Annotated in this window: 9 protein-coding genes and 1 other RNA gene; 5 read left to right on the plus strand and 5 right to left on the minus strand. The window is 60.7% G+C overall.

The features are described from left to right. Positions 1-163 precede the first annotated feature (163 nt). The 4 genes from ltrA to AAAK34_RS18015 all read right to left on the minus strand — a co-directional run bounded on the left by ltrA (position 164) and on the right by AAAK34_RS18015 (position 9,444). A complete protein-coding gene (gene ltrA, locus AAAK34_RS18000; protein WP_431777534.1) occupies positions 164-1,432 on the minus strand; it encodes a group II intron reverse transcriptase/maturase in 1,269 nt (422 codons plus the stop codon). 700 nt (positions 1,433-2,132) lie between these two features. Then, the gene (locus AAAK34_RS18005) at positions 2,133-3,599 is read right to left on the minus strand and encodes a glutamate synthase subunit beta (RefSeq protein ID WP_231694839.1); all 1,467 of its coding nucleotides are present in this window, start codon (positions 3,597-3,599) and stop codon (positions 2,133-2,135) included. Between the two features lie 136 nt (positions 3,600-3,735). Then, entirely contained in the window at positions 3,736-8,514 is a 4,779-nt protein-coding gene (locus AAAK34_RS18010; protein WP_231694838.1) for a glutamate synthase-related protein, read from the minus strand. Between the two features lie 204 nt (positions 8,515-8,718). Continuing rightward, complete coding sequence (locus tag AAAK34_RS18015; RefSeq protein WP_231694858.1) at positions 8,719-9,444, minus strand: REP-associated tyrosine transposase; 726 nt, start codon at positions 9,442-9,444, stop codon at positions 8,719-8,721. A 127-nt stretch (positions 9,445-9,571) separates the two neighbouring features. On the opposite strand from AAAK34_RS18015, the gene AAAK34_RS18020 reads away from it, so the two are divergent. From AAAK34_RS18020 to AAAK34_RS18030, 3 genes are read left to right on the plus strand one after another with little or no spacing between them, the layout of a single operon-like run. After that, on the plus strand, positions 9,572-11,224 hold the full coding sequence (locus tag AAAK34_RS18020; RefSeq protein WP_231694837.1) for an MBL fold metallo-hydrolase: 1,653 nt from the start codon (positions 9,572-9,574) through the stop codon (positions 11,222-11,224). 33 nt (positions 11,225-11,257) lie between these two features. Further along, positions 11,258-12,469, plus strand: coding sequence for a YjgN family protein (locus AAAK34_RS18025; RefSeq protein WP_231694857.1), 1,212 nt, complete (start codon positions 11,258-11,260; stop codon positions 12,467-12,469). Next, a complete protein-coding gene (locus tag AAAK34_RS18030; RefSeq protein ID WP_231694836.1) occupies positions 12,466-13,641 on the plus strand; it encodes a M48 family metallopeptidase in 1,176 nt (391 codons plus the stop codon). Before AAAK34_RS18025 ends, AAAK34_RS18030 begins: the two co-directional genes overlap by 4 nt. Before the next feature lies 1 nt (position 13,642). Here AAAK34_RS18030 and rnpB read toward each other — a convergent pair. Next, positions 13,643-13,961: RNase P RNA component class A (gene rnpB / locus AAAK34_RS18035), an RNA gene on the minus strand. A 137-nt stretch (positions 13,962-14,098) separates the two neighbouring features. Between rnpB and cysK the strand changes: the two genes are divergently transcribed. Next, a complete protein-coding gene (gene cysK / locus AAAK34_RS18040) occupies positions 14,099-15,016 on the plus strand; it encodes a cysteine synthase A (RefSeq protein ID WP_231694835.1) in 918 nt (305 codons plus the stop codon). 105 nt (positions 15,017-15,121) lie between these two features. After that, on the plus strand, positions 15,122-16,831 hold the full coding sequence (locus tag AAAK34_RS18045) for an FAD-dependent protein (protein ID WP_231694834.1): 1,710 nt from the start codon (positions 15,122-15,124) through the stop codon (positions 16,829-16,831). The last annotated feature ends 248 nt before the right edge of the window (positions 16,832-17,079 follow it).

Here is a 17,079-nt window from a genome sequence, read left to right on the forward strand (position 1 = left end):
AAAGGCGGACCCCACTTGCCGCGTCCCTGCGCTTCGCTACGGGCAACCTGCGGTACTCACGCGAGGAGAGGCACTGATAGGGGTAGGGAAGGCTTTCGGCCTCCCCTCCCTCCGAACCGTGCGTGCGGTTCTCCCGCACACGGCTCTCCAGTTGGTAGTTTCCTCATCGGGATTGGCTTGCCGCAACGCGGGCCGCATGCATGGCGAACAACCCCTGTTGAGCAAAGTAGGCAGGAGGCCAACGCCAACCATCCTCCCAGCACTGACCAGCACCATGGCCTTTCGTGCGTCTGCGCAGCACCGCCCGCAGGCGTCGCCGCACAAATGCATCGAGACGGCCAAGCGTCTCCTTGCTCGCGTGCTTGAAGTAGTTGAACCAGCCTCGCAAGACTCGGTTGAGTGACTCGATAATCATCGCCAGCGTTCCACTTCGCGTGCGCATGGTGCGCGCGCGAATCGCGTCTTTGAGCTTTTCCAGGCTTTTGGGCCGGACCTCCCGACGTCGTTGTGTCAGCCGGTAACCAAGGAACTCGAAAGCCCCTCGGCGCGTTCGACAGTTGCCGATCGTCGTCTTGTCCATGTTCAGCTCCAACCCGTGGTCGTGGACCCACTGCTCGATTGCCGCCAGTGCCTTCTGCGCTTCAGACGCACTCGGACACAGAACCACAAAGTCATCTGCGTAACGGACCATCGACCACCCCTTTTCGCGCAATAGCGCGTCCAACGGGTTCAGGTAGATATTGGCCAACAGCGGACTGATGACTGCTCCCTGAGGGGTTCCCCCTGTGGGAGTCCATCGTTGCAGCTCCTTCACGATGTCCTGATGCAACCAGCCGTCGATCAGTGCCAACACCTTGGTGTCGCTGATGTGTTCGGCCACTCGCGCCAGAAGCTTGTCAGGGGGAATGGTGTCAAAGAAGCTTTTAAAGTCAACATCCACCACGTGGGTGTTTCCCTGCCTGAGCAGGGCGCTGACTTCACGCAGCGCGTCCTTGCATCCTCGCCCCGGACGGAACCCGTAGCTGCTGACATCGAAACCGCTCTCGAAGATAGGTTCAATGACGCTCTTGAGCGCCGTCTGCACCACCCGATCCTTCACCGCAGGAATTCCCAGCGGACGGCGTGAGCCATCAGCTTTCGGAATTTCCACACGGCGTACCGGCTCGGGAAGGTAGCTACCCGTCTTAAGCTGCTCGGCCAGCTCGCTCAGATACCGCTCGGCCTGGGCTTCAAATCGCGCAATGCTGACTCCGTCGATACCAGCTGCACCACCACGCCTTCGAACCTGCTTCCAGGCCTTGTGCAGCGTGCGCTCCCGCCATACCTTATCGATCAGGCTATGCCACCTGAGTCTCTTGCCTTCTCTTGACGCCGTTACCAGCGCCGCCAACATGCGATCCGTCCAGATCTCGCGGTCTACCCATTTCCCCATTGGGCTCTCCCCCACAGGCGCGCAGCCTGCAGTGGCGGGGTTCGACGAAGCCGGTCTAGCCGTTTCCGGCACTATGGCTTCTGTTTGTGTTTCACTCAATCTGTCTTTCACACATTCACCTTCCTGCCTCCCGTCCCTGCTCCCGGTTTGTGTTGCCCGGGTTTGTGGCGTTTGCACGCCTCGGTACCATGAAGGCTCTGACTCCTGCGCTCCGTCGCCACGGCGCGCAGGTCTCCCCGCTTCCTGCGCTCTTCCTTCCTGACGTTCCGCCCCCAACCACAGGGATGGTCTACAAGTCGCTTTAGCCACCAGCACAGCGCTTGCAGTGAGTTTCAGACTTCGCCACGTTCAGGCAGGCTCGCCACCATTACCCCGCCGAAACGGGTTCGTCATCCTGCGGACCGCCAGTTCGCTTCCGGCTGCTCTCCACCCCACCTCGCGGTGACGCAGTTGCCTTCGGCTACGGGGAACTGGTTTACCCCGGTACGGACTTCCACCGTACTGAATGAGCGCCACCACGGGCGCACCGGAACTCACTTCGTTCACTGCGTTCTCTACGTTCAAACAACCGCAGTGAGTCAGTTCACGAAGCAAGGGCATCTTGCAGTGCCCTTGCCCTCCCCTCGCGCTCCGTTCCTCGGCACGTCAAGAGGGGCAGGCAGACACACTCGGGCCTTTGCTTCGCTCGGCCGTCTTATTCTCAGCGTGGTAAATCGCTGACGCCCATGAGGAATTCATCGACGGCCCGCGCTGCCTGCCTGCCTTCACGGATGGCCCAGACGACCAAGGACTGGCCGCGACGCATGTCGCCTGCGGCGAAGACCTTGGGCACGTTGGTGGCGTAGCCGCCGTCGGGTTCGGTGGTGGCCTTGGCATTGCCGCGCGCATCTTTCTCGACGCCGAAGCCCTCCAGGATGGTGGTCAACGGATTGGTGAAGCCCATGGCAAGCAGGACCAGATCGGCAGGCCATTGCTTTTCAGTGCCTGGAACCTCGGTGAGCTTGCCGTCCTTGAATTCGACCTGGACCGTGGTCAGGCTCTTGACCTTGCCCTTTTCGCCACCAAACATCTTGGTGGAAATGGCGAACTCGCGTTGCGCACCCTCTTCATGGCTGGAACTCGTGCGCAGCTTGATCGGCCAATACGGCCACACGAGCGGCTTGTTTTCTTCCTCGGGGGGCATGGGCATGACCTCGAACTGGGTCACGCTCTTGGCGCCATGGCGGTTGCTGGTGCCTACGCAGTCGCTGCCCGTATCACCACCACCAATGACAATAACGTGCTTGCCATCTGCGCGGATTTGACCCTTGAGTTTGTCGCCAGCGTTGATCTTGTTCTGCTGGGGCAAGAACTCCATGGCAAAGTGTACGCCGGCCAGGTCGCGCCCGGGCACTGGCAGATCGCGCGATACTTCCGAGCCACCGGTAAGCAGCACCGCATCAAACGACGCCTGCAACTGCGCAGGACTGATGGTCTCTTGCGCCCAGTTGGTGATCTTGCTGTCTTCAGGCACGGCACCCACCATGACACCAGTGCGAATGGTGACGCCTTCTGCCTGCATCTGCTCCACGCGGCGGTCAATGTGCGACTTTTCCAGCTTGAAGTCAGGAATGCCGTAACGAAGCAAACCACCGACACGGTCGTTCTTTTCGAACAAAGTCACATCATGGCCAGCACGCACCAATTGCTGCGCTGCCGCCATGCCGGCCGGGCCGGCACCGACCACGGCCACGCGCTTGCCAGTCTTGACCTTCGCGGGGCGTGGAAGCACCCAACCCTCGGCCCATGCTCGGTCGATGATGGCGTGCTCGATGGACTTGATGCCCACTGGGTCGTCGTTGATGTTGAGCACGCAGGCGGCCTCGCACGGCGCAGGACAGATGCGGCCGGTGAACTCCGGAAAGTTATTGGTCGAATCGAGCACCAGGAAGGCACTCTTCCAGTCGCTGCGGTAGACCAGATCGTTGAAGTCCGGAATGATGTTGTTGACGGGGCAACCGTTGTTGCAAAACGGCGTGCCGCAGTCCATGCAGCGCGCACCCTGACGCTTGGCCTGCTCGTTATCCAGGCCGATGACGAATTCTTTGTAGTGCTTGACGCGCTCGACCACCGGGGCGTAGCCCTCCTCGATGCGCTCGAACTCCATGAAGCCGGTGACTTTTCCCATGATGTGCTTTCTTGTTTCGTGTGGTCGGCTGCGCCAACTAGCGCTGGCACAGCAAGCCTTTTGCAGGAGCGGATTGAGTCGGAGGTCCGGCCATCGCGGCTGAAGCCGCTCCTACAGGTACGTGGTTTGCTTCGATTCAGTTGGCTGATGCGGTCACTTTGTCTGCCGCAACTGGTGCCTGCCCGGCACTGACGGCCGCCTGCTGCCTGGCGTGGATCTCGCCCAATGCGCGCTTGTACTCATTGGGGAAGACCTTGACGAACTTGGCCCTGGCTTCCTCCCAGTTATCGAGCAACTCACGCGCGCGGCGGCTTCCAGTCCAGCGGTTGTGGTCGGCCAGGAGTGCTTTCAACTGCTCCTCATCGGTCTGGCCGCGGTGCCAGATGGCCCGATCGGTGCCCGCACGCTGCTCTGCTGCTGGCAACACCTTCTCCAGGCTGACCATGGCCGTGTTGCAGCGCTTGGCGAACTGCCCGTCTTCGTCATAAACATAGGCCACGCCTCCGGACATGCCGGCGGCGAAGTTGCGCCCAGTCTTGCCGAGAACCGCCACGGTGCCACCCGTCATGTACTCGCAGCCGTGATCGCCCGTACCCTCGACGACCGTCGTGGCGCCCGACAGACGCACCGCAAAACGCTCGCCAGCCACACCGCTGAAGAAAGACTCTCCGCTGGTGGCGCCGTACATCACCGTGTTGCCCACGATGATGTTTTGCCATGCCTGCCCGCGAAAATCCAGGCTGGGCCGCACCACCACGCGGCCGCCGGAAAGCCCCTTGCCCGTGTAGTCGTTGGAGTCGCCGATCAGATAGAGCGTGATGCCCTTGCACAGGAAGGCACCGAAACTCTGGCCTCCCGTGCCTTCCAGCTGAATGTGGATGGTGTTGTCAGGCAAGCCTTCGGGGTGCACCTTGGTCACGGCGCCGGAGAGCATCGCACCAACTGAGCGGTTGACGTTGCGCGCGACATCCATGATCTTCACGCTCTCACCCTTGTCGATGGCAGGGCGCGACTTCTCGATCAGGCGATTGTCCAGCGACTTGGCAAGGCCGTGGTCTTGCTTGTCTACGTGGTAACGCGGCACGTCATCCGGCACTTGCGGCCGAGCCAGCAGGCGACTGAAATCGAGGCCTTTGGCTTTCCATTGCTCAATGCCTTGCTTCATGTCGAGCAGGTCGCTGCGGCCAATCAGGTCGTCGAACTTGCGGATGCCCAGCTGTGCCATGATCTGTCGCACTTCCTCGGCAATGAAGAAGAAGAAGTTGACCACGTGCTCTGGCTTGCCGCTGAACTTGCGACGCAGCACCGGGTCCTGCGTGGCCACGCCCACCGGGCAGGTGTTCAGGTGGCACTTGCGCATCATGATGCAGCCTTCGACCACCAACGGTGCGGTGGCAAAGCCAAACTCATCGGCGCCCAGCAAGGCACCAATGACGACGTCGCGACCTGTCTTCATCTGGCCGTCGGCCTGCACGCGAATGCGACCGCGCAGGCGGTTGAGCACGAGGGTCTGCTGGGTTTCAGCCAAGCCGATTTCCCAGGGGCTGCCGGCGTGCTTAATGCTCGACCAGGGCGACGCGCCCGTGCCACCATCGTGCCCCGCAATCACGACGTGGTCGCTCTTGCATTTGGCTACGCCGGCCGCAATGGTGCCCACACCCACTTCGCTGACCAGCTTGACGCTTATGTCGCTGTGCGGTGCCACGTTTTTCAAATCGTGGATCAGCTGAGCCAGATCTTCAATGGAGTAGATGTCGTGGTGCGGTGGCGGGCTGATCAGACCCACACCCGGTACGCTGTGGCGCAGCTTGCCAATGTAGTCGCTCACCTTGCCGCCCGGCAGCTGGCCACCTTCGCCGGGCTTCGCGCCCTGCGCCATCTTGATCTGGATCTGGTCGGCGCTAGCCAGGTATTCAGCGGTGACGCCGAACCGGCCGGAGGCCACCTGCTTGATGCGCGAGCGCATGGAGTCGCCATCGCTCAACTCGTAATCGACCTCGAACACATCTTTACCCAACAGCTCGGACATGGTCTGCCCTTGCTTGATCGGGATGCCCTTGAGTTCGTTGCGGTAACGCTTGGAATCTTCACCGCCCTCGCCTGTGTTGCTCTTGCCGCCGATGCGGTTCATGGCCACCGCGAGCGTGGCGTGCGCCTCGGAGGAAATCGAGCCGAGCGACATCGCGCCGGTGGCGAAGCGCTTGACAATTTCTTTGGCCGGCTCAACCTCGTCCAGAGGAATCGCCTTGGCAGGATCCAACTTGAACTCGAACAGGCCGCGCAGCGTCATCAGACGCTTGCTCTGGTCGTTAATGAGCTGCGCGTACTCTTTGTAGGTGCTCCAGCTGTTGGCGCGCGTGCTGTGCTGCAACTTGGCAATGGCGTCTGGCGACCACATGTGACCTTCGCCACGTGTGCGCCAGGCGTATTCACCACCTGGGTCAAGCATGTTGGCAAGCACCGGATCTGCACCATAGGCCGCCTGGTGTCGGCGCACAGCTTCTTCGGCGATTTCAAACACACCGAGGCCACCCACGCGGCTGGGGGTGCCGGTGAAATACTTCTCGACGGTATCCGAATTGATGCCAATGGCCTCGAACAACTGCGCCCCACAATAGCTCATGTATGTGGACACGCCCATTTTTGACATGACCTTGGAGAGTCCTTTGCCGACCGCCTTGATGTAGTTGGCAATCGCCTTCTCGGCACTCAGATCGCCCGGCAGATCCTTGTGGATATTGGCGATGGTCTCCATGGCCAGCCAAGGATGAACAGCTTCTGCACCGTACCCTGCGAGCACCGCAAAATGATGCACTTCGCGGGCACTGCCGGTTTCCACCACCAGCCCCACGCTGGTGCGCAAACCTTCACGGATCAGGTGCTGGTGGATGCTGGACAACGACAATAGCGCCGGAATGGCCACGCGATCGCGTGCCACAGTCTTGTCACTGATGATAAGAATGTTGACTCCGCCTTTGATGGCATCCACCGCCTGCGCGCACAGCGAAGCCAGCCGTGCCTCCACGCCCTCTGGACCCCAGGCTAGCGGATAGGTGATGTCGAGCACGCTGCTGGCAAATTTGCCCTGTGTGTGGTGCTTGATTTCGCGCAGCTTGAACATGTCGTAGGAGTCAAGCACAGGCTGGCTCACTTCCAGCCGCATCGGTGGGTTCACCTGGTTGATGTCCAGCAAGTTGGGCTTGGGCCCAATAAAGCTCACCAGGCTCATGACGATGGCCTCGCGGATCGGATCGATCGGCGGGTTGGTCACCTGCGCAAAAAGCTGCTTGAAGTAGCTGAAGAGCGGCTTGTTGCGGTCGGACAGCACGGCCAGCGGGCTGTCGTTGCCCATGGAACCAATGGCTTCTTCCCCGAAGGAAGCCATAGGGCTCATCAGGAACTTGATGTCTTCCTGGGTGTAGCCAAAGGCCTGCTGTCGATCGAGCAGATCGGGAGAAGTGGCCTCCACGCCGGAGGACTGCGGTTCGGTCTCGCTGACCGGCAGCTCGTTGGCATCCATCCCCGCAACGGGTATGGCTACGTCGTCCAGGCGGATGCGCAGGTCTTCGATCCAGCGCTTGTAGGGTTTGGCGTTGGCAAGGCTGGCCTTGACCTCCTCGTCGTCGATCATGCGGCCTTGATCCAGGTCGATCAGGAACATTTTTCCAGGCTGCAGACGCCACTTGCGAACGATTTTGTGATCGGGCACCGGCAGCACGCCAGATTCGGAACCCATGATGACAAAATCGTCGTCGGTAATGCAGTAGCGGCTTGGGCGCAGGCCATTGCGGTCGAGTGTCGCGCCAATCTGGCGGCCGTCAGTGAACACGATAGACGCCGGGCCGTCCCAGGGCTCCATCATGCTGGCGTGGTACTCATAGAACGCGCGGCGACGCTCATCCATGGTGGTGTGCTGCTCCCAAGGCTCCGGGATCATCATCATCACAGCCTGCGCCAGCGGGTAGCCGGCCATGGTCAGCAGTTCCAGGCAGTTGTCGAACGTAGCGGTGTCGGACTGGTGTGCGAAGCTGATGGGATATAGCTTTTGCAGATCAGCCTGAAGCACGGGCGAACTCATCACGCCTTCGCGTGCGCGCATCCAGTTGAAGTTGCCCTTGACGGTATTGATCTCACCGTTGTGCGCCACGTAGCGGTAGGGGTGTGCCAGCGGCCACTCGGGGAAGGTGTTGGTAGAGAAGCGCTGGTGCACCAGACCAAGGGCCGACACGCAACGTTCGTCAATCAAATCCTGGAAGTAGGTACCTACTTGATCGGCCAGCAACAACCCCTTGTAGATCACGGTGCGGCTGCTCATGCTGGGCACGTAATACTCTTTGCTGTAGCGCAAGCCGAGCGCCTGTATGTGGGCGCTGGCGGTCTTGCGGATCACGTAAAGCTTGCGCTCTAGCGCATCTTGCACAATGACATCTGCGCCACGGCCGATGAAGACTTGGCGGATGACTGGCTCTTTCTCACGCACCGTGGGCGACATGGGCATGTCGCGGTTGACCGGCACATCGCGCCAACCCAGCAGCACCTGACCTTCAAGACGAATGGCCCGCTCAAGCTCCTCCTCGCACGCCAGTCGCGAGGCGTTTTCCTTAGGCAGGAAAATCATGCCCACCCCATACTCACCTGGGGGCGGAAGGGTGACGCCCTGTTTGGCCATCTCTTCACGGTAGAGGGCATCAGGCATCTGAATCAGTATGCCGGCGCCGTCACCCATGAGAGCGTCCGCACCCACCGCACCGCGGTGATCGAGGTTTTCGAGAATCTTCAGCGCCTGAGTGACGATGGCATGGCTCTTCTCGCCCTTGATATGGGCCACAAAGCCGACACCGCAGGCATCGTGCTCGTTCGCCGGGTCATAAAGGCCGTTTTCTCGCAGTTGCGTTTGCTCGGCAGGCGTGGTCATCGTAGGGCTCCGTCTTCAATCTTCAGGAAAGGAGCCAAGGATAGTGCGCAATGAGCCATCTTCCAAGAAAAATAAATTGGGGTCAGATCATAATTATTTTTATAGATTCTAGAAAAAATATTAATTGGGGACACATTAAATTTGAGAGCAAACAACCTCGTGCGATGCATCAAATGCGTCGATTTCCTCCCCTGAAAAGGTCGATCAAATCGAGCCGGATGAGGGCGTCTTTTCGTCCATGACCTTGGCTCCTCGCGGTCGACCCACCCTACCAGGCGTCACTCTTCTAGGCGTGCGCCGTTGCAAATCGGCGATAAACTGCCCTTCGCCCAAAGCCATGCCGCTGTGCGCGGCGCGCGTCAACTTGTCTCGCTGCTCCAGGGTTTGACCGGCATTGACCAATTGCGCGTAAGCGGCCTCGCGCGCGAAGGGCGTGTTGCCCATTTGCCAGAACAACGGGTGCGGCGTCACCAGCGGATCAGTTCGCAGGCCAGCGTAATGGCCATAACTGGACCAGGCATAGTCCCCGGGCTCCGCCACCAAGCCTGCACGCACGGGATTGAGGTCGATGTAGACCATGCATGCCAGCAGATAGCGCTCAGCGTCAATCAGGCTGGATCGGTAGCGGCCCTCCCACAAGGTACCCGTGCGCGCGTGCCGATCATTGAAATAGCGCACATAGCGCCTCCCAAGCGCCTGCATCATGCGCGGCACACCCTCATTCGTCTCTGGCGTGAGAAGCAGATGCAGATGATTGGTCATCAGCACATACGCATGCACAGCCACCTTGTTCTCTATGGAAAAATCGCGCAAATACCGCAGCATGCGCTGATAGTCGTCTGCATCTCGAAAAATCGGCTGGCGGTTATTGCCCCGCAAGATGATGTGATGAGGGTAAGCGGCAATGGTGAGTCGAGGTAGGCGGGCCATCATTTAATTATGATCTGACCCCGTTTCTTTCGCAGCTTCTTTCGCTTCTTTCCGATTGTTTTCGATTCCTCGGGTTTGATGTTGGATCCGACAGTTGGGCGCGCGCCATGACGACATAATGCACCCCATGCCCCGTTCCAATCAACTCCTTCACCCTCAGCGCGAGCCCGCCGCTCTTCGGCCAGCCGCCACTGTTCTTTTGCTGCGCGATGGCCCTCAGGGTGTCGAAGTACTGATGACACGCCGTTCACTCACGGCCAGTTTCGCACCAGGGGCCTATGTGTTTCCCGGCGGCGGCATTGACCAGGCCGATGCAGCCTCCCATGCGCAGGCGACTCGCAGGCCGACACAAAGCGACGAACATCTGACACAAGCCATTGCCGCCATCCGAGAGAGCTTCGAGGAACTAGGCGTTCTGCTGGCGATGCGGTCCGACGGATTTACCGCCACTGGCGAGGACGTGGCAGCCCTGAGCCGCGCGGCCCCGCTCGCCGCTCAATGCGCCGAGCGCGGCCTGCTCCTGGCCGCGGCTGACGTCTACGTGCTGGCACACTGGATCACCGACCGGGACCTGCCTCGTCGCTTCGATGTGCCTTTTCTGGTCGCCCGCATGCCTGAAGGTCAGATGCCCGTGGCCGATGAGACCGAGCAGTTCGAGCCCATCTGGGTCAGCCCGAAGGATGCACTGAAGCGCCATGCGGCGGGGCAGTTTTTCATTATTTTCCCGACCATCCGCACCCTGGAGCGCCTGCAGGGCTACAGCGATGTTCAAAGCATTCTGAACGCCTGCTCCGCGGAAAAGCCTTTGTGGACCAGCTGCCCAAGAGCCGGCCTGCTGGCGGGCAAGGAAGCGCGCTACATGGAGCACGAGACGCCATTCGGCGAACTCGAACTGGTGACACCCGACGGCCAGATGCTGCACCCCCTGGACTGGCAGTCTGACCGGCCAGTGCCGCTGCTCAAGAATGTGCAGCGCATGACCGCAGGAAACTCCGGGTTTATGACGGGCCCGGGCACCAACAGCTATTTGGTAGGTGATCCACGCACGGGCTACATCGCCATCGACCCAGGTCCTGCGGATCATGAGCACATTGAACGGATCTGGCGCGCCGCTGGCGGCAACATCAAGTTCATCGTGTGTACGCATTCGCACCCTGATCACTCCCCGGGAGCCAAGCCGCTTCAGGCTTTGTGCGACACCACCCGCCCGCCCATTCTGGGCCTGGCTTCACAACCCACGGCACGCGCCTCCAGCGAGTTCACACCGGATCAAAACATTGAAGACGGTCAATTCCTCCGGCTGACAGCGAACACGCCCGAAGGAGAAGTCACCCACACGCTGCGTGCGATTCACACGCCTGGCCATGCGGCCAACCACCTCTGCCTCCTGCTGGAAGAAGATGGCTTGCTGTTCTCCGGCGACCATATTCTCAACGGCAGCACCACAGTGATCGACCCGCCAGACGGCGACATGACCGCCTACCTGGATTCGCTGGACAAGCTGGACGCAGCCTGCGTCAAGTATGAAGTGAACTTCATCCTGCCCGCACATGGCTATGTGCTGGGGCGTGCCCGCGAGACCATTGCGCACCTGAAACAGCACCGCCTGGCACGCGAAGCCAAGGTGCTGGCGGCCATGCAAGCTGCACCAGACGGGACGATGGACGACTGGGTCGCCTTGGCATATGACGATGTGCCGCCCCGCATATGGCCAGTAGCCAAGCGCTCATTGCTGGCGCACGTGGAGCGGATTCAGGCCATGCAGCCTGGGAACAACTAAGCTCACGTGCGTACCACGACCACGACTACGCCCATGCCGGAAGCCCAACGCAGCATTGAAGCACACCCGATCGAGTTCACCGGATCGGGTGGCGAGTATTTTCGCGTCTGGATCGTCAATGTATTGCTGTCCATTGTGACGCTGGGCATCTATACGCCATGGGCCCGACGGCGCACAGCACAGTATTTCTACAGCCACACCCATGTGGCGGGCAGCCCGCTCGAATTTGCGGTCCAGCAGCGCAAGATGGTAGTAGGCTTTCTGATGATGGCTGCGCTGTATCTGGCCTATCAGATCGCCGCCGAAACGGGGCAGGAACTGGCTTCCAGTCTGTTGCTGTTCGGATTTGCCGCACTAGCCCCCTTCCTGTGGGGTAGCGCCATGCGCTTTCGCTTGAGTGCCACGCGCTGGCGGGGTGTGCGCCTGGCCTTCACGGCTTCATGGAAAGAGGTTTATTTAGCCAGTTGGCCGGTATTCGCGTTTGCAGCCATCTGGGTGATCGTGTTCTTCGCCATGAACGCCGTTTCACCGCACCCGCCCCCTAGCGTGGCAGGGGTCGAATCGCCAGTTCAACTGCCTTCCTTGAACACCCAGGTCGTGGGCCTTGGAATACTCGGCCTGGTGCTTTCGCTGCTGTGCGTCATAAGGCTTGAATACAACTTTCGCAGCATCCTGGTGCTGCGAGCGCGCATTGGAAACCAAATGGGCCGCTGGAAGCCGGTGTACATGGATTTTGTGCGCGTATGGCTGGCAACAATCGTATTTTTCATGCTCTCGATCCTGGCAGCGGCACTGGTATTCACCCTGCTGACGGGCGGTTCGCTGGCGTTCTTCAAGCCTTCGCGAAGCAGTGGCGTTGGCTCAATGATCTTGTTCATGATTTTTGTGCTGCTGGGCATGACCATGGCACTCATTCTTGTTTCCCTGCCGGTGCGCGCCTATCGTGAGGCGCGAATTTTCCAGCTGGTCTGGAACAACGTGGGCGTGAGCCATATCGCGCGTTTCAAGACCGATCTGCGCACAGGGCCTTTTATCTGGCTGCGCGTCAAGAACGTGCTGCTCACGCTGATAACTCTGGGCTTTTACCGGCCCTTTGCGGTCGCCAGTGAATACGCCGCCAAGGTTGAATCGGTCATGCTTTACCTCAAGGGCGGCACGGACCAGTTGGCGGGCGAGCTTGTAAAGCAGCAAGGCGCGTTTGGCGACGCTGCGGCTGATGCATTGGGCCTGGATTTGATCGGATGACCCGAAAGAGCGTGCAGCCTCCAGTTTCACCTCCGCCGCCTGAGTCCCTGCTCCGAGCCCGCTGGTTCGATGGCCGCAGCACCCGGGCGCGTCCAGTTACCCTTCAATTGATATCGGGGCCGGCTGGCCCCAGCCTGCGGCTGCATGCGCTGGACGACGGCCAGTCTTTAGAACTGACACATGGTCAGGTGGGCTGGCCTGAGCGCTGGAGCTCCAAGAGGGTGCCCATGCGCGTGACCGTGGACCTGGGACCGCATGGCAGCCTGCAGATCGATGATGTGCAGGCCTGGCAATCGATGCTGACATCTGCCGGCCGCCGTGCATCGGTGGCCGAGCGCATGCAGACTCAGTTGAGGGTGCTACTGGGTGCGCTTCTGATCGCTGGCATCGGGATCTGGGCTTTCTATCGCTGGGGCACACCTTGGGCCGCTGCAGAGATCGCTCACCATGTGCCGCTGGCATGGGAGCAAGCGCTCACCGAGCGCGCCATGGAGGAAATCGACACCAGCTTCTTGAAACCCAGCAAGCTGGCGCCCGAGCGCCAAGCCGAGCTACGTGCCGGGTTTGCCCAGCTGGCCGCGCTGGTTGAACCAGGAGAAAAGGATCTCCAACCCTATCGGGGCTACGCGCCCCCGCTCACCCTGGAGTTTCGCTCAGGCATGCCAGCCAACGCCTTCGCGTTGCCGGGCGGCACCATTGTCATGACGGACGCCATGGTGGAAGAGGCCGCCCGCAGCAAAGCTGGAGACACCGCGCTGCTAGGGGTGCTGGCGCATGAAATCGGCCATGTGGAGCATCGCCACACCACGCGCATGTTGGTAGAGCAAGGCGTTCTCAATGTGGGGCTGGGGTTGGCTTTGGGCGATGTATCGAGCGTGATTTCTTTCAGTAGCTCACTGCTCACCGGTCTGGCGTATCGGCGCAGCCACGAAACCGAGGCCGATTGCTACGCCGTGGCGATGATGCGCAAGGCCGGACTGCCGACCAAGCCCATGACAGACTTGATGCTGTCGATCGAGCAAACCGCGACCGGAGGAGACCCCGGTGGTGAAGGCTCTGCTTCGGCGTCTGCAGAAGACAGCAAACCCAGCGGAGACTTTGGCTGGCTCAGTACGCACCCAGCGACTGCTGAACGGGCCAAGCAGCTTTGTCCTGAGGCTGAGCAGAAATAAAGTGTGAAGTTCGCCGATAAGCCGGATTCTGTGCACCGCGGTTGCCCGCGATGTGACCGCCATTAATCTTGGCCGGGGGTTGCCCACCCGGCTCGGTGCCACCTACCCGCACACTCGACGGGCCGCCTCAACGTGTGCCTACTTGGTGTTGCTGCGCGCAGAGATTGCCCGTTTCACCCGAACTTAATCGGCTCGTCTCTGTTGCTCTGATCCTCACCTCACGGTGGAGAGCCGTTAGCTCCTGCGCTGCCCTTTGCAGTCCGGACGTTCCTCCAGTGCGCCCTTTCGGGACATGCACCAGCGGCGGTCTGGCGAACTTCACACGGGAGATTATCCCTGGTTTATGCGCCATCATTCTGGGAAGCATATCCATATGCCTCAAATTGTCGAAAGATTGAGCCAGAATCTGTACTCAACCTAAATTCGGATCTAGGTTCAACCCCAGGAGACCCTGTCCATGAAAGCCAACAACATCCTAGAAACCATTGGCCGCACGCCACATGTCAAGATCAACCGCCTGTTCGGCCCCGACGCCCAAGTCTGGATCAAATGCGAACGCGCCAATCCCGGCGGCTCGGTCAAAGACCGGATTGCCCTTTCAATGGTGGAAGATGCTGAAAAAAGCGGCAAACTGAAGCCAGGTGGCACGATCATCGAGCCGACCAGCGGCAACACCGGCGTTGGTCTGGCCATGGTGGCCGCCGTCAAGGGCTACAAACTGATTCTGGTCATGCCTGACAGCATGAGCATCGAACGTCGCCGGCTCATGCTGGCTTACGGCGCCACATTTGACCTCACGCCCCGTGAAAAAGGCATGAAGGGTGCCATTGCCCGTGCCGAAGAACTGCTGGCACAGACTCCAGACGGCTGGATTCCCCAGCAATTCGAAAACCCAGCCAACGTCGAAGTGCATGCAGCCACGACCGCACAAGAAATTTTGGCCGATTTCCCGGACGGCCTGGACGCCTTGATCACGGGCGTGGGCACCGGAGGCCACCTGACAGGCGTGAGCCGCGTGCTAAAGGCCAAGTGGCCTCAACTCAAAGTGTTCGCTGTGGAGCCAACACAATCGCCTGTCATCAGTGGCGGCGCGCCCGCACCACACCCCATTCAAGGGATCGGCGCCGGCTTCATTCCGAAGAACCTCGACACCAACCTGCTTGATGGCGTGATCCAGGTCGAGGCCGAGGCTTCACGGGAATACGGCCGCCGTAGCGCCAGCCAGGAAGGTATTCTGGTGGGCATCAGCAGCGGCGCCACGCTGGCAGCCATTGCGCAGAAGCTGCCTGAGCTGCCGAAGGGTTCACGCGTACTGGGGTTCAACTACGACACTGGCGAGCGCTACCTATCGGTGGAAGGCTACCTGCCAGCCTGAGCGTTCAGCACGGAGCGTTGCGCGTGAAAAACTGAGCGAACAAGCACTGCGGGATTTATCATGGACAGATTCCCGCATTGCTTGATCGCTACAAGCCGCACGCTCATGATTCGTCTTTCCGAACTTCGCCTGCCTCTTTCGCAGGCCGATGCACCCGAAGGTGCCCTGCGCCCCCTGGCCGCGCAAAAGCTCCAGATTCCAGAAACCGAGATCGCCACGCTCAGGGTCTTCAAGCGCAGCTTCGATGCGCGCAAGGCCGAGCTTCTGGCGGTGTATATCGTCGACGTCGCGCTGGCCGATTCTGCGCAAGAAACTGCGCTGCTGTCCCGCTTCGAAAAAGACCCGCACGTACATGCCACACCCGACATGACCTGGCGTCCGCCTGTGGTGGCGCCAGACGACTGGCAAGGCGAGCGACCTGTGGTGATCGGATTCGGCCCCTGCGGCATTTTTGCCGCACTGGTGCTGGCTCAAATGGGGCTAAAACCCATCGTGCTCGAGCGCGGCAAGCCGGTGCGAGAACGCACCCAGGACACCTGGGGCCTTTGGCGGCGTAGCCAACTCAACCCCGAAAGCAACGTTCAGTTCGGCGAAGGCGGCGCAGGCCTTTTCTCTGACGGCAAGCTCTACAGCCAGGTGCGTGACCCACGCCACCTCGGGCGCAAGGTCATGCAAGAGTTCGTGAACGCTGGCGCGCCAGACGAGATCATGTGGGTCGCGCACCCGCACGTGGGAACCTTCAAGCTGGTAAAGGTGGTGGAGAACCTGCGCGCGCAGATCACGGCGCTGGGCGGGGAGATCCGGTTTCAGCAGCGCGTGTCTGATCTGCGGCTGGAGCAGGAAGACGGTTCACTGGCATTGCGCGGGCTTCAGGTTCATAACCTCGCCAACGGGGAAAGCTACGATCTGGCGGCCCGGCACGTGGTGCTGGCGCTGGGGCATAGCTCGCGCGACACCTTCGCCATGCTTTACCGCCATGGCGTGGACATGGTAGCCAAGCCGTTTTCCATTGGCGTGCGCATTGAGCATCCGCAAGGCGTGATTGATCGCGCGCGCTGGGGACGCCATGCCGGTCACCCGCTGCTGGGCGCCGCCGATTACAAGCTGGTTCACCATGCGAGCAATGGGCGTGCTGTGTACAGCTTCTGCATGTGCCCGGGCGGTACCGTGGTGGCCGCCACGAGCGAGCCTGGGCGGGTAGTGACCAACGGCATGAGCCAGTACAGCCGCAATGAGCGCAACGCCAATGCCGGCATGGTGGTGAGCATTGAGCCCGCTGACTTCCCTCGAGATGCGGCAGCCTTCGTCGACACACTCGGCGAATCATTTGGCGTGGAACAGCTGCCTGAGGGCCAGGTACATCCGCTGGCTGGCTTGGTGCTGCAACGCATTCTGGAAGCGGCCGCCTATCAGCTCGGCGGCGCCAAATACATGGCGCCCGCACAGCGCGTGGGAGACTTTCTGGCCCAGCGCGCCAGCAGTGGCCCCGGCAACGTGGCACCCTCCTATAAGCCCGGCGTGCACTGGACGGATCTGCACGCCGTGCTGCCTGAATGGGCCACGACAGCCATGCGCGAGGCCCTGCCAGCCTTCGGCCGCAAGATCAAAGGCTACGACATGCCCGACGCGGTGATGACCGGCTTGGAAACGCGCACATCCTCGCCAGTCAGCATTCGCCGTGGAGAAAACCTGCAAAGCTTGAATGTGCGCGGTCTCTTCCCCGCCGGCGAGGGTGCCGGCTACGCAGGTGGAATTTTGTCGGCCGGCATCGACGGCATTCGGGTGGGCGAAGCTGTAGCAACGAAAGTGCTTTGACGTCGACAGCTCACAGCACCTGCCCCGCTGAAGTCTTGATGTGATGGCAATTGACGACGTGTTGTGCCTTTCTGAACCGATCACGGGCGAGTCCCCCGGCACTTCGCTGACCAGCTCCAGATAGCGTCAACCTGCACTGCGACTTTGAAAACATCCTCAGTGGTTTTCACGGTCACAACACACATGCACTCTGGACGCATGACTACTTGAGGCAGGCCCACGCTGTTCAACGAGGTCTGCACGGCGGT

Origin of the sequence: Ottowia caeni (assembly GCF_050821495.1) — a bacterium.
Lineage (GTDB): Bacteria > Pseudomonadota > Gammaproteobacteria > Burkholderiales > Burkholderiaceae_C > Ottowia > Ottowia caeni.

What these genes read in the sequence shown, in the direction of transcription:
- ltrA (WP_431777534.1), bottom strand. Translation starts at nt 1,432, where the DNA reads ATGGGGAAATGGGTAGACCGCGAGATCTGGACGGATCGCATGTTGGCG.
- AAAK34_RS18005 (WP_231694839.1), bottom strand. Translation starts at nt 3,599, where the DNA reads ATGGGAAAAGTCACCGGCTTCATGGAGTTCGAGCGCATCGAGGAGGGC.
- AAAK34_RS18010 (WP_231694838.1), bottom strand. Translation starts at nt 8,514, where the DNA reads ATGACCACGCCTGCCGAGCAAACGCAACTGCGAGAAAACGGCCTTTAT.
- AAAK34_RS18015 (WP_231694858.1), bottom strand. Translation starts at nt 9,444, where the DNA reads ATGGCCCGCCTACCTCGACTCACCATTGCCGCTTACCCTCATCACATC.
- AAAK34_RS18020 (WP_231694837.1), top strand. Translation starts at nt 9,572, where the DNA reads ATGCCCCGTTCCAATCAACTCCTTCACCCTCAGCGCGAGCCCGCCGCT.
- AAAK34_RS18025 (WP_231694857.1), top strand. Translation starts at nt 11,258, where the DNA reads ATGCCGGAAGCCCAACGCAGCATTGAAGCACACCCGATCGAGTTCACC.
- AAAK34_RS18030 (WP_231694836.1), top strand. Translation starts at nt 12,466, where the DNA reads ATGACCCGAAAGAGCGTGCAGCCTCCAGTTTCACCTCCGCCGCCTGAG.
- cysK (WP_231694835.1), top strand. Translation starts at nt 14,099, where the DNA reads ATGAAAGCCAACAACATCCTAGAAACCATTGGCCGCACGCCACATGTC.
- AAAK34_RS18045 (WP_231694834.1), top strand. Translation starts at nt 15,122, where the DNA reads ATGATTCGTCTTTCCGAACTTCGCCTGCCTCTTTCGCAGGCCGATGCA.